Source organism: Labrys sp. LIt4 (assembly GCF_017813775.1).
Lineage (GTDB): Bacteria > Pseudomonadota > Alphaproteobacteria > Rhizobiales > Labraceae > Labrys > Labrys okinawensis_A.
In genome coordinates this window covers 541,628-554,286 of sequence record NZ_JAGIPY010000001.1, presented here as the reverse complement: position 1 = coordinate 554,286, position 12,659 = coordinate 541,628, and the positions used below count along the sequence as shown (strand labels likewise).

The 12,659-nt window shown below is 64.0% G+C and carries 12 protein-coding genes and 1 pseudogene; 5 read left to right on the top strand and 8 right to left on the bottom strand.

Annotation, left to right across the window (positions count from 1 at the left end; genetic code table 11):
* Position 1 precedes the first annotated feature (1 nt).
* The gene (locus J8I29_RS02580) at positions 2-1,165 is read left to right on the top strand and encodes an alpha-D-ribose 1-methylphosphonate 5-triphosphate diphosphatase (protein WP_105861613.1); all 1,164 of its coding nucleotides are present in this window, start codon (positions 2-4) and stop codon (positions 1,163-1,165) included.
* Positions 1,162-1,767 carry a phosphonate metabolism protein/1,5-bisphosphokinase (PRPP-forming) PhnN gene (gene phnN, locus J8I29_RS02575; RefSeq protein WP_209430512.1) on the top strand — a complete coding sequence of 202 codons (606 nt, stop codon included), beginning with the start codon at positions 1,162-1,164 and terminating at the stop codon, positions 1,765-1,767. The genes J8I29_RS02580 and phnN overlap by 4 nt, the downstream gene beginning before the upstream one ends.
* 21 nt (positions 1,768-1,788) lie before the next feature.
* On the opposite strand, the gene J8I29_RS02570 is transcribed toward phnN, so the two are convergent.
* From J8I29_RS02570 to petA, 7 genes and pseudogenes are all read right to left on the bottom strand, one after another.
* On the bottom strand, positions 1,789-2,829 hold the full coding sequence (locus tag J8I29_RS02570) for a LacI family DNA-binding transcriptional regulator (protein ID WP_105861611.1): 1,041 nt from the start codon (positions 2,827-2,829) through the stop codon (positions 1,789-1,791).
* Positions 2,830-3,015: 186 nt separating this feature from the next.
* Positions 3,016-4,113, bottom strand: a complete 1,098-nt coding sequence (gene ychF / locus J8I29_RS02565; protein ID WP_105861610.1) for a redox-regulated ATPase YchF — start codon at positions 4,111-4,113, stop codon at positions 3,016-3,018.
* A gap of 186 nt (positions 4,114-4,299) precedes the next feature.
* Complete coding sequence (gene pth / locus J8I29_RS02560) at positions 4,300-4,902, bottom strand: aminoacyl-tRNA hydrolase (RefSeq protein ID WP_209430511.1); 603 nt, start codon at positions 4,900-4,902, stop codon at positions 4,300-4,302.
* 169 nt (positions 4,903-5,071) lie between these two features.
* On the bottom strand, positions 5,072-5,692 hold the full coding sequence (locus tag J8I29_RS02555; protein ID WP_209430510.1) for a 50S ribosomal protein L25/general stress protein Ctc: 621 nt from the start codon (positions 5,690-5,692) through the stop codon (positions 5,072-5,074).
* A gap of 211 nt (positions 5,693-5,903) precedes the next feature.
* On the bottom strand, positions 5,904-6,467 hold the full coding sequence (locus J8I29_RS02550) for an adenine phosphoribosyltransferase (protein ID WP_105861607.1): 564 nt from the start codon (positions 6,465-6,467) through the stop codon (positions 5,904-5,906).
* A gap of 271 nt (positions 6,468-6,738) precedes the next feature.
* Positions 6,739-8,889 (bottom strand): annotated as a pseudogene (locus tag J8I29_RS30240) (cytochrome c1).
* A gap of 11 nt (positions 8,890-8,900) precedes the next feature.
* Positions 8,901-9,455, bottom strand: coding sequence for a ubiquinol-cytochrome c reductase iron-sulfur subunit (gene petA / locus J8I29_RS02535; RefSeq protein ID WP_209430508.1), 555 nt, complete (start codon positions 9,453-9,455; stop codon positions 8,901-8,903).
* A 311-nt stretch (positions 9,456-9,766) separates the two neighbouring features.
* On the opposite strand from petA, the gene J8I29_RS02530 reads away from it, so the two are divergent.
* The 3 genes from J8I29_RS02530 (at position 9,767) to blaOXA (ending at position 12,295) form a co-directional block, all read left to right on the top strand.
* A complete protein-coding gene (locus J8I29_RS02530; protein WP_209430507.1) occupies positions 9,767-10,246 on the top strand; it encodes a tRNA (cytidine(34)-2'-O)-methyltransferase in 480 nt (159 codons plus the stop codon).
* Between the two features lie 76 nt (positions 10,247-10,322).
* Positions 10,323-11,246 (top strand): oxygen-dependent coproporphyrinogen oxidase, encoded by a 924-nt coding sequence (gene hemF, locus J8I29_RS02525; protein ID WP_209430506.1) that lies wholly within the window; start codon positions 10,323-10,325, stop codon positions 11,244-11,246.
* Positions 11,247-11,452: 206 nt separating this feature from the next.
* A complete protein-coding gene (gene blaOXA, locus J8I29_RS02520; protein ID WP_209430505.1) occupies positions 11,453-12,295 on the top strand; it encodes a class D beta-lactamase in 843 nt (280 codons plus the stop codon).
* 44 nt (positions 12,296-12,339) lie between these two features.
* Here the strand turns inward: blaOXA and J8I29_RS02515 are convergent, their stop codons facing one another.
* Positions 12,340-12,582 carry a hypothetical protein gene (locus J8I29_RS02515; protein ID WP_105861601.1) on the bottom strand — a complete coding sequence of 81 codons (243 nt, stop codon included), beginning with the start codon at positions 12,580-12,582 and terminating at the stop codon, positions 12,340-12,342.
* Positions 12,583-12,659: the final 77 nt, after the last annotated feature.

The following is a 12,659-nucleotide window of genomic DNA, read 5'->3' as shown; positions in this document are numbered from 1 at the left end:
CATGCCTGATCTTGAGCAATTTGTTCTCTCGAATGCCCGCCTCGTCCTGGCCGACCGCGTGATCGACAAGGGCTGGATCGCCGTCGACAAGGGCCGTATCGCCGAGATCGGCGAGGGAGAAGCACCGGAAAAGGGTCTCGACATGGCGGGAGACCATATCCTGCCCGGCCTGGTGGAACTTCATACCGACCACCTGGAAGCCCATTACTCGCCGCGCCCCTCGGTGCGCTGGCATGCCCTCAGCGCGGTGATGGCCTATGACGCGCAAATCGCGGCGGCGGGTATCACGACCGTGTTCGACTCCATCCGCCTCGGATCCGAAACGGAAGAAGGCACCATTTCCAAGGAGGGCACGGCTCTGGCGGGCGCCCTCGAAGAGGCACGCCAGCATGGCCATCTGCGCGTCGAGCACCGCACCCATATACGCTGCGAACTCGCCACGCCCGACGTTCTCACGGCCTTCCAGGCCTTCCGGGAACTCTACCCCGTGCACCTGGCCTCGCTGATGGATCATACCCCCGGCCAGCGCCAGTTCCGCGATCTCGACACCTGGATGAACTTCTATTTCCCGCGCCGCGTGCGCGGGGAAACCGATGTCGAAAGCTACATCAAGGCCAAGCTCGACAGGCATGCTCGCTTCGCGGTGCACAGCCGCACGAACCTGGTGGCGCTGGCGCGCGAACACGGCATCGTGCTCGCCAGCCATGACGATGCCACCGCCGGCCATGTGGAGGAAGCAGTGGCGGACGGCGTCGCCATCGCCGAATTTCCCACCACGCTCGAAGCCGCCCTCGCCTCGCACGCGGCCGGCATCAGCGTGATGATGGGCGCGCCTAACGTCGTGCGCGGCGGTTCCCACTCCGGCAACATCGCGGCGGCCGACCTCGCCGGCGAGGGTGTGCTCGACATTCTTTCCTCCGATTACGTGCCTGCCAGCCTGCTGCTCGCCGCTTTCCAACTGCCCGAGCGGGTGCCATCGATCGATCTGCCGGCGGCCGTACGCATGGTGAGCGACACCCCGGCCCGCGCCACGGGCCTCAACGATCGCGGCCGCCTGGAAACGGGGCGGCGGGCCGATCTGGTGCGCGTGACCCAGGTCACCTCGGGATCTGGCGCCACGCCGATCATCCGCCGTGTCTGGAGCGAAGGCAGGATCGCGGCATGACCGACGAGCCCGCCCTGATCCAGCCCAAACCGCGCCTTGGCAAGCTGATCGCCATCGTCGGGCCGAGCGGAGCGGGCAAGGACACCCTGATCGACGCAGCCCGTCTCCATTTCAGCGGGCATCCCGGCCTGATCTTCCCGCGCCGCGTCATCACGCGGGAAGTCAATTCGGCGGAAGACCACGAGACGCTCAGCGAGCAGCGTTTTGCCGAACTGGAAGCCGAGGGAGGGTTCTCACTCTCCTGGCGCGCGCATGGCCTGAGCTATGCCCTGCCCCTCGAGGTACGGCGCGCAACCGAGGAAGGACGCCACGCCGTGTGCAACCTCTCCCGCTCCAGCCTGCCGGAAGCGCGCCAGCGCTTCGCCGGCCTCAGCGTGGTGCTGGTCACCGCGCCGGCCGAGATCATCGCTCAGCGCCTGGCCGCCCGCGGCCGGGAGAGCGAAGAGATGATCCGCGCCCGCCTGGCCCGCAAGATCGATCGCGAGGACACCCTCGCCCCCGACCTCATCATCAGCAATGACGGCCCGGTGGAAGCGGCAACAAACAGGCTGATCGCCCATCTGCAGGCCGAACTCTCCGGACTGGCGCAGGCGGCGGAATAGATCGATCGTCGGATCGTTCGATCAGGCACGCGGACCGGCTACCGAGCCCCGCAAATCGAGCTCACAGGGCACCTCGACCGTCCGGGGCGGCCCGCCGGGTTCGGCAAGGCGCTGCATGAGCTGGGCCCAGGCCACCTCGGCGATCGCCTGGACCGGCTGTATCACTGCGGCGATCGGCGGGTGCGTCACCTGCATCCACTCGATGTCGTCGAACCCGACAATCGACAGGTCGCGAGGCATGACGAGGCCCCGCCTCTCGACCTCCCGCAACGCCGCGAGCGTGGCGGGGCTGTAAAGCGTGAAGATGGCCGTCGGCAGCCCACCCCGATCGAAGCGCGAAGCCATCGCCTCCAGGGCCGAGGGGACATCGGGGCCGCACAGCAGGACTTCGATATCGTCGGCGATACCGGCCTGCTGCGCCGCGGCCACCGCGCCGTTGACGCGATCGCGCATATTGGTGAGGTCGAGCGAGGAAGGGCCGAGCATGATACGCCGGTGCCCGCGGGCCACGAGCTCTCGGATGACGGCAGCGCTGGCCTCGACATTGTTGACGCTGACGCGATCGAAGCCGGTCTCGTCGGGAACACGGTCGAGCAGGACCGTGGCAACCTTCTGATCGAGCAAGGAAGCTTCTGCAGCCGGACGCCCATCCGTTGGCACGACGATCATGCCGGCGACCCGCCAGTCGAGCAGTGCCTCGGTCTGGGCGGCCTCCCGCTCGGTCTTCTCGGCGCTCGAAACGGTCACCAGACGATAGCCGCTGCCCTCCGCCAGGCGCTCGAAATGGGCCACCATCGAGCCAAAGAACGGATTGCGGAAGTCCGGAACGATCAGGCCGACGATCGAGCGGCGCGAGCGGCGCAGATTGGCCGCCAGCGGGTCGACCCGAAAACCGAGCTCCCGCACCGCAGCATGGATGCGCGCCACGCTCTCGGCCTTCACTGCGCCGAGGCCGCGCAGCACTTTGGAAACGGTGGCGGGCGAAACATTGGCGAGCCGGGCAACGTCGTGAATGGTGGCCCGCTCGCCCGGCGTCTTGCGTGGCGGCTCGTTGGATTGCATGGCCCCCGCCCCTGTCACGAACGAACACTCACGCCATCATAGCACAGATAAATCGATTTTCTTCTGTCAATCGGCAGCATTCAATCAAGAACCGCCAATTGGCATGTCACAATACTAAATTATGCCGGATCACAGACAAACAAAGATCTTTTCAAGATCTTCGGATTGAGCGCGATTTATTTGCACTCAAGTCGCAAAGCGGAAATGCAGAACATCGCCGTCGGCGACCACATAATCCTTGCCTTCCAGGCGGAACTTGCCGGCTTCCTTGGCCCCCGCTTCGCCGTTGAGAGCGACATAGTCGGCATAGGCGATGGTTTCGGAACGGATGAAACCTTTCTCGAAATCGGAATGGATCACGCCGGCGGCCTGCGGGGCGCGCATGCCCTTGGTGATGGTCCAGGCCCGGGCCTCCTTGGGGCCCACCGTGAAATAGGTGACGAGGTCGAGCAGCTCATAGCCGGTGCGGATGACACGGTTGAGGCCGGGCTCGCTCAGGCCGATGGCGTCGAGATAGTCCTTCTGCTCCTCCGGCGGGAGGATGGCGATCTCGCTCTCGATCTTGGCGGAGACCACCACGGCCTTGGCGCCCTCCTCGGCAGCGCGGGCCCTCACCTTGTCGGACAGGCCATTGCCCTTGTCGGCCGAGGCCTCTTCGACATTGCAGACATAGAGCACCGGCTTGGCGGTGAGGAGCTGCAGCATGTCGAAAGCGCGCCGCTCCTCCGGCTTGACCTCGACCAGACGGGCAGGCTTGCCTTCGCGCAGCAGCACCAGGGCCCGATTGATCAGGTCGAGGCTTTCCTTGGCTTCCTTGTCGCCCCCGCGCGCTTTCTTCTCCAGCGCCACCACGCGGCGCTCCAGACTGTCGAGATCGGCGATCATCAGCTCGGTCTCGATGGTCTCGATGTCGGCCACCGGGTCGATCTTGCCTTCGACATGGGTGACGTCGCCATCCTCGAAGCAGCGCACCACATGGGCAATCGCGTCGCATTCACGGATATTGCCGAGAAACTGGTTGCCGAGACCCTCGCCCTTGGAGGCGCCCCGCACCAGGCCGGCGATGTCCACGAAGGTCAGGCGGGTGGGAATGATCGTGCCGGATTTGGCGATGGCGGCGAGCTTCTCCAGGCGTTCGTCGGGCACCGCCACGTCGCCGACATTGGGCTCGATGGTGCAGAAGGGATAGTTGGCCGCCTGCGCTGCCGCGGTCTGCGTCAGCGCATTGAACAGGGTCGACTTGCCGACATTGGGCAGGCCGACGATTCCGCATTTGAAACCCATGGTGATCGCTCGTTCATCTTGTAGCCGGCGCGCTCGTGCCGCCGACGAAATCCGTTAGGGTGCTGGGTAGATAGGAAGCAGCGCAACGTCAATGGTCAGCACAGTTGGTGTGCCGATCTCCAGATCGGCATCCCTCGCGCTGATCATGCCGATCTGGAGATCGGCACACCCAATAGCTCCTGCCGCTCACGCTCCCGCCAGCTTGGCCGCACCGTGGCCTCTCGCCTCCATGAACAAATGGACCTTGTTCTGGAAGCTCGCATCCTCGCCACCCGCCAGAAGCGGGGCCGCATCGGCGCAGGCCGTGCACAGATCTTCGACCCAGGGCCATTCCGCCTTGGCAAAGTCGCTGAGCACGAAGTGATGCACCAGCGCCTTGTCACCGGGATGACCGATACCGAGGCGGGCGCGGCGATATTCGTTGCCGCAATGGGCGGTGATCGATCTCAGGCCGTTATGGCCGGCATTGCCGCCGCCGACCTTCACCCTGAGTTTGGCAGGTGCCAGGTCCAGCTCGTCGTGGAAGACAGTGAGGTCCGCAAGGCCGATCTTGAAGAAGCGCATGGCCTCGCCGACCGACTGCCCGCTTTCGTTCATGTAGGTCTGGGGCTTGAGCAGCATGACCCGCTCGCCACCGACGCTGCCTTCGCTGATCTGGCCCTGGAAGCGTGACCGCCAGGGCGCGAAGCGATGGCGCCGCGCGATTTCATCGATGGCGAGAAAGCCGATATTGTGCCGGTTGGCGGCATATTTGGCGCCCGGGTTACCGAGCCCGACGAACAGACGCATGATCGTCTCTGGAGCAAAGCGCGTTTAAGCAAAAACGCTGTTTTGCTGCAGCTCCTCGTTCGAACGCGTCTTTGCGATTCTTGGTGACTCCATCAAATCGCCAAACGCTATGAAAGCACGAATGGCCGGGACGAGCCCGGCCATCGCAGCAATGGAATATGCAGCCGGATTACTTCTTGGCAGCGTCGGCGGGCTCGGCAGCCGCCTCGGCGGCGGGAGCAGCCTCTTCGCCGACCGGCGGCACGATCGAGACCAGCGTCGCATCGTCCTGCCCGGCGTAGGAAACGCCTTCCGGCAGCTTGATCTGCGAGACATGGACCGAATCGTTGATATCGAGAGCGGCCACGTCGACATCGATCGAATCGGGGATCTTGTCGGCGGGAGCCAGAACCGAGAGGGAGTGCGTCACGATGTTGACGGCACCGCCGCGCTTCACGCCCACGGAAGTCGAAGCGTTGACGGCATGCACGGGAACATCGACGCGCAGACGCGAGCCGACATCGACGCGCAGGAAGTCGACATGCTCGACGGTGTCCTTGACCGGGTCGAGAGCATAGTCGCGCGGAATGGCGCGGGTCTTGCTGCCATCCACTTCGATTTCGAACACGGTGGTGAGGAAGTGGCCGGCATAGACCAGCTTGTTGGCTTCCTTGGCATCGAGCGCGATGGAAACGGGGGGCTTGCCGGCGCCGTAGATCACGGCCGGCACTTTGCCTTCACGACGAACGGCACGCGCGGCCCCCTTGCCCACTTGCGTGCGAGCCGTGGCGGAAATCTGCTTCACGGACATTGTATATTCCCAGGGTTGTTCAAAGAAAAAGGCCGCAGGCGCGGCCGGTTCGTTCGTTCCGCATTGCCTCCAGGGGTGTCTGGTCGCGGAACGGGGTTCTCTTAGACGCATCGTGGCCGAAAAGCAAGCAACACGGGGGTTGTCTTCGGACCAGCCCGCAAACGCCACGCCCGCCGGATGGACAGGCGGCCCCGGAGAGCCGCCCCAAGCCTCAATGGCCTTCGAAGGACACCAGCGTGTGCACAGGTACGCCGAGCGCCCGGATCTTGTCGGCCCCCTTCAACTCGGGCAGGTCGATGATGAAGACCGCCGCCAGGACGTCGGCGCCGATCTCGCGCAACAACCTGACCGCGGCTTCCGCGGTACCGCCTGTGGCGATGAGGTCGTCGACCAGGATGACCCGCTCGCCCGGCTTCACCGCATCCTTGTGGACCTCCATCTCGTCGAGGCCATACTCCAGCGAATAGGCGATGCGCACGGTCTCATGCGGCAGCTTGCCCTTCTTGCGCACCGGCACGAAGCCGGAGGAAAGCTGATGGGCAAGCGCACCTCCCAAAATGAAGCCACGCGCCTCGATCCCGGCAACCTTGTCGATCTTGGCGCCCGCCCAAGGCTGCACCAGTTCGTCCACGGCCCGCCGGAAAGCCCAGGCATCGCCCAACAAGGTGGTGATGTCGCGAAACGCCACCCCCGGCTTGGGGTAGTCGGGAATGGTGCGGATCGCATCCTTGAGGATGCGGGCGGTCGAGCCGGAAAGTTCTGTCGTGGCGGTCATGATCTGCCCTGCGCGGATTTGATGCCGAAAAAGACCATGCCCGGCGCCAAGAGTCGAGGCCAGGACCAGGAAACGAGGCCGGGCAGCGAGGCTAAGACCGCCTTACACCAACGGTATTGCAGCTTGACCGACCAGGCCCGTCATTGCTTCGCTACGCTCGCAATGACGCGAGAGTCAAACATCGCGACCGCTGGTATTACATGAAAGGCGGCGTGCAAAAGCCGGAGATCGATGATCCCCGGCTTTGCTCAATCAGCGATCGGACGAAGCCTCAATGGGCGTCGGCCCAGATCTTCTTCTTGGTGTAGTAGAGCAGGCTGGCCAGCACGATCAGGAAGATGATGACCACGAAGCCGGTCTGCTTGCGCTTCTCCAGCGAAGGATCGGCCGCCCAGGCCAGGAAGGCGGCGACGTCGCGCGTGTACTGGTCGACCGTCTGCGGCGTACCGTCGGTATATTCCACCTGGCCATCGGCCAGGGGTTTGGCCATGCCGATCGAGCCACCGAAGATCTTGTTGTAATGCCCGTTCGGCGGAATGGTGACGCCCTCGGGGGGCTTCTCGTCATCCTTCAGATAACCATCGGTGATCAGGGCGTGGATGTAATCGGGCCCCTGCTCCTGGTACTGGGTGAAGATGTCGAAGATGAAGCCGGGGAAGCCGGACTTCACGCCGCGCGCCTTGGCGAGCAGCGACATGTCCGGCGGCACCGCGCCATTGTTGGCGACGGCGGCGGCCTGATCGTTGGGATAGACCAGCGGGAAGTAATCCGCCGGACGTCCCTTGCGCTCCAGCACCTCGCCCTTGTCGTTGGGCACGTCCATGACGGTGTATTCGGCCGCTAGGGCCTTCACCTGTCCCTCAGTGAAGCCCGGGCCACCGGGATCGGACAGGGTGCGGAAGGCAACGCGGTGCAGGCTATGGCAGGCCGAGCAGACCTCGCGATAGACCTTGAAGCCGCGCTGCAGCTGGCCCTGGTCATACCGGCCGAACGGGCCGGCGAAGCTCCACTGCTGGCGGGTCGGCTGCTCGCCCCCCTCCGCCCAGGCGGGCTGGGAGAGACCGGCAGCCCCGAACAGGGTGGCGAGGGCGACCGCCAGGCCGGCCATGCGTGAAGGTTTGAACATCTCAATCATCTCGTTCGCCCCTCAACCCTTGCTTTGCGATTCGGCGGTGTTTGCGGCCGGCAGGGGGATGCCGCCCGATTTCGCCAGAATGGCATCGGCGATCGAAGCGGGAACCGGCTTGGTCTGCTCAAACAACCCCAGCAACGGCAAGGCGATGAGGAAGTAGGCGAAATACAGCGCGGTCAGGATCTGGCCGATCACCACCTTCGAACCTTCCGGCGGCTGCGAGCCGATCCAGCCGAGACCGATGCAGATCGCCACGAAGATGAAGAACACCCAGCGGAACACCGGGCGATAGACCGCCGAGCGCACCTTCGACGTATCGAGCCAAGGCAGCAGCGCCAGCATGACGATCGCAGCGAACATCATGATGACGCCCAGCAGCTTGTCCGGAATGGAACGCAGGATCGCGTAGAAGGGCAGGAAGTACCATTCGGGCACGATATGCGCGGGCGTCTTGCCGGGATCGAAGGTGATGTAGTTCTCCGGATCACCCAGATAATCCGGCATGTAGAACACGAAATACATGAAGAAGATCAGGAAGCAGGCGATGCCGAAGGCGTCCTTCAGCGTCGCATGCGGCGTGAAGGGCACCGAATCCTTCGGGGTCTTGATGTCGACGCCGGCCGGATTGTTCTGGCCGACCACATGCAGCGCCCAGATGTGAAGCACGACGACGCCCGCGATCATGAAGGGCAGCAGGTAGTGCAGCGAGAAGAAGCGGTTCAGGGTCGGGTTGCCCACCGCATAGCCGCCCCACAGCCAGGTCACGATCGACTTGCCGAACACGGGGATGGCGGAGAACAGGTTGGTGATGACGGTAGCGCCCCAGCCCGACATCTGGCCCCAGGGCAGCACATAGCCCATGAAACCGGTCGCCATCATCAGCAAGAAGATCACGACGCCGAGCAGCCACAGCACTTCGCGGGGGCCCTTATAGGAGCCGTAATACATGCCGCGTGCGATGTGGAGATAAACGGCGATGAAGAACATCGAGGCGCCGTTGGCGTGCAGCTTCTGAATCAGCCAGCCCCAGTTCACGTCGCGACGGATCAGATCCACCGAGGTGAAGGCCAGGCTCGAATCGGAGACGTAGTGCATCGCCAGCACCACACCCGTGAGGATCTGCGCACCCAGCATGAAGGACAGGATGGCGCCGAAGGTCCACATATAGTTGAGGTTGCGCGGCGTGGGATAGGCGATGAACGAGGAGTGGACGAGCCCGCCGATCGGCAGGCGGCTCTCGAACCACCGTCCAAGGCTGGATTTCGGAGTCCAGGTCGAGGTTCCGCTCATGAATTGTGACCTTAAGCTTGTGCGTTCGATTCGGCGCCGATCATGATCTTGGTCGGGCTCTCGAAATTATAGGGCGGAACTTCCAGGTTGAGCGGAGCCGGACCCTGACGGATGCGTCCCGAGGTGTCGTAGACCGAACCATGGCAGGGGCAGAACCAGCCGTGATAGGAGCCCTCGTTGACCAGCGGGATGCAGCCCAGATGCGTGCAGATGCCCACCACGACCAGCCATTGCGCCTGGTCCTTCTTGACCCGGTCCGCATCGGCCTGGGGATCCTTCAGGTCAGTCAGCTTGACGTCCTCGGCCGCCGCGATTTCGGCCTTGGTGCGGTGACGAATGAAGATCGGCTTGCCGCGCCAGAAGATCTTCACAGACTGCCCCTCGGGAATCGGCGTCAGGTCGACCTCGACCGGCACGCCCGCCGCGATGGTCGCCTTGTCCGGATTCATCTGGCTGATGAAAGGCCAAGCTGCGCCAGCGACACCCACAGCACCGACCGCGCCGGTGGCAATGTAAATGAAATCGCGACGAGTGGGCACTGCGGCGTGTTCGTTCGTGACTGCCACGGATCGATCCTTCTCATACGTCGCATCCCGGCCGCCGCCGGGATGATGGAGGAACCGGACGTATCAGCCCCGCACCATCCATACTCTGCCAAATCTCGGCCACCCCAGCCGCGCCAAACCGGATCGCGGCGAAACTGGGGCAAACCTTATCAAGGGGCTCATGCCACTCTGTTGCGAAGTTGTCTAGATCGTGCAGCCCGCAAATGGCGCTATGTCGCATGACATCAACGCCATAAATGCAGATTCTCTATCCCCGATGCCGGCAGCGTACCCTATGAAGAACGCTTCCGTTCCTGCTCTGCCGATCGCCCATGCCGCTCACCCTCGCCTTGTTTCAGCCCGACATCCCCCAGAACGCCGGCACGATGCTGCGCCTATGCGCCTGCCTCGGCGTGAAGGCGGCCATCATCGAGCCGGCCGCCTTTCCCGTGTCGGACCGGGCGTTCCGCCGCGCGGGCATGGATTATCTCGACCATCTCACCGTCGACCGCCATGTTTCCTTCCCGGCCTTCGAGGCATGGCGGGCCGTGAGCGGACAACGCCTGGTGCTGCTGACGACCAAGGGCGCGGTGCCCCTGAGCGGCCATGCCTTTCAGCCCGACGATATCCTCATGGTCGGCAGGGAATCAGCGGGCGTACCCGATGCGGTTCATGCCGCGGCCGATGCGCGGGTGTTCGTGCCGATGCGTCCGGGGCTGCGCTCGCTGAACGTGGCCGTTGCCGCCGCCATGGTGCTGGGCGAGGCCCTGCGCCAGACCGATGGCTTCCCGTCCACGGCAGATTCTCCTTGATCGAACACCGGCTTCCTGCGGGCTTTCATTGATCCTGCGCAATTGCCTGCCGGTGGAAACGGACTATAGAGGCAGCATGACAAAGCCCGGTTCCGCCCCCCTTTCCGCCGAGATCGCCCCCCGTCAGGCCGAGGCCCGTGCCTGGTTCGAGCTCCTGCGCGATCAGATCTGCGCCGCCTTCGAGACACTCGAGGACACGCTGCCCCAGGCTCAGGCCCAGCCCGATCTTCCGGCCGGTACTGCCGCGGGACGCTTCAAGCGAACGCCCTGGCAACGCACCGACCACACCGGCCGCCCCGGCGGCGGCGGCGTGATGGCGATGATGCATGGCAGGGTTTTCGAGAAGGTGGGCGTGCATTGTTCGACCGTCCACGGCGAGTTCTCGCCCGAATTTCGCACCGACATTCCGGGCGCCGCCGAAGATCCGCGCTTCTGGGCCTCCGGCATCTCCCTGATCGCCCACCCCTGGAACCCTCACGTGCCCACCGTGCACATGAATACCCGTTTCGTGGTGACCACCAAGGCCTGGTTCGGCGGCGGCGCCGACCTGACGCCGATGCTCGACAGGCGCCGCACGCAGGAAGACCCGGACAGCCGAGATTTTCATGAGGCCATGCGCCGGGCCTGCGAGGCACACGCGGTCGCCGACTATGATCGCTACAAGAAATGGTGTGACGACTATTTCTTTCTCAAGCATCGCAACGAACCGCGCGGCATCGGCGGCATTTTCTATGATGGGCTGGCCAGCGGCGACTGGCAGGCCGATTTCTCCTTCACCCAGACAGTCGGCAGCGCCTTCGCCGCCATCTATCCCGAGATCGTGACGCGCAATTTCGAAAAGCCCTGGACGGAAGCCGAGCGCGAAGAGCAGTTGGTGCGCCGCGGACGTTACGTCGAATTCAACCTGCTCTATGACCGTGGCACGCTGTTCGGCCTCAAGACCGGCGGCAATGTCGCCTCGATCCTGTCCTCGATGCCCCCCACTGTGAAATGGCCCTGACCTGCCAGGGCCTGCCCTCTTCCTATCATCGGGTTGCAGGGGGATAGGCCCGCAGCCTGTCCTTCAGCAAAAGCGTTTTGCGATTTGACGGAATCACTTCGAATCGCACTTTGTCTCCAGGCGCGATGCGGCCCGTTGCTGCCATCGACAAGATCGGGCCACAATGTCTCTGACAGATGCGTGTCGCCCCTCGGAGACCCTGCCGCATGCCCCGCCCGACGACCGCTCTGGTGGCTCTTGCCACCGCTGTCTTCTCGACGATATCGGCTGGAGGCGGCGGCGCCTTGGCCCAGCCGTCGGGGGCACCCGTCGCCAGCGCCTGCACGCTGCTGGCCGACGTCGCGACCGGCAAGCTGCTCAGGCAGGAAGGGAGCTGCGACAAGCCGATCACGCCGGCTTCGACCTTCAAGATCGCCATCAGCCTGATGGGTTACGATTCGGGCCTGCTGAAGAACGAACATGTGCCTGCCCTACCTTTTCGCGAAGGCTATGCCGACTGGCTGCCGGAATGGCGCACCACCACCGATCCGGCGAGCTGGATAAAGAATTCGGTGGTCTGGTATTCGCAGCAGATCACCCGCAGCCTCGGCAAGCTGCGTTTCAAGCGCTACGTCGCTGAATTCGATTACGGCAATCGGGACGTCTCGGGCGATCCGGGCAAGCAGAACGGCCTCACCCAGGCCTGGCTGAGCTCGTCCCTCAAGATCACGCCGCTCCAGCAGCTCGACTTCCTGGAGCGGATGGTGCGTCACCAATTGCCGGTTTCGAATCACGCCTACGACATGACCGCCCGCATCCTGGTGCTGGCGCCCCTGCCCAATGGCTGGGAAATTCACGGCAAGACCGGCTCGGGCGCGCCCCGGCGTTCCGACGGCAAGCTCGACTTGGATCATGCCTATGGCTGGTTCGTGGGCTGGGCCAACAGGGACGGCCGCAATATTGCTTTCGTCCGCCAGGTGCAGATGGACGGCAGGGGCAATCTGAGGGCCGGACTGCAGGCACGTGACGCCTTCCTGGCGGAGCTGCCCGACTTGCTGGACAGGCTGTAATCCGCTCCATACAGAGCAGAACCAACCTGCGAAAACCGTCCCTCTCAGTCGGCCGTCGGCAAATGGCGCATGGTGACGAAGATCTGTCCGTCCGGCAGTTCTTCCCAGTATTCGATCTCCGTCATATAGGCCGCCTTGGGATAGCGGGTAAACAGATCGCGCGCCTTAGCACGTGCTTCCTCACGCGGCAAAGTAAAGCTCTCGCGCCGGAACCCCAGCGACGTCTGCGACCGTCGGTCTGCATGGCGCTTGGCCAGCGTTCTTGGCCGGATCTCGTCGCTACGCATTCTCGTATCCTCGGCCCATTCCGTTGAGGCAGGCCCGGTCGGAAACCTGCATCTGCAATTTAGGGCCTCCCGGCTCA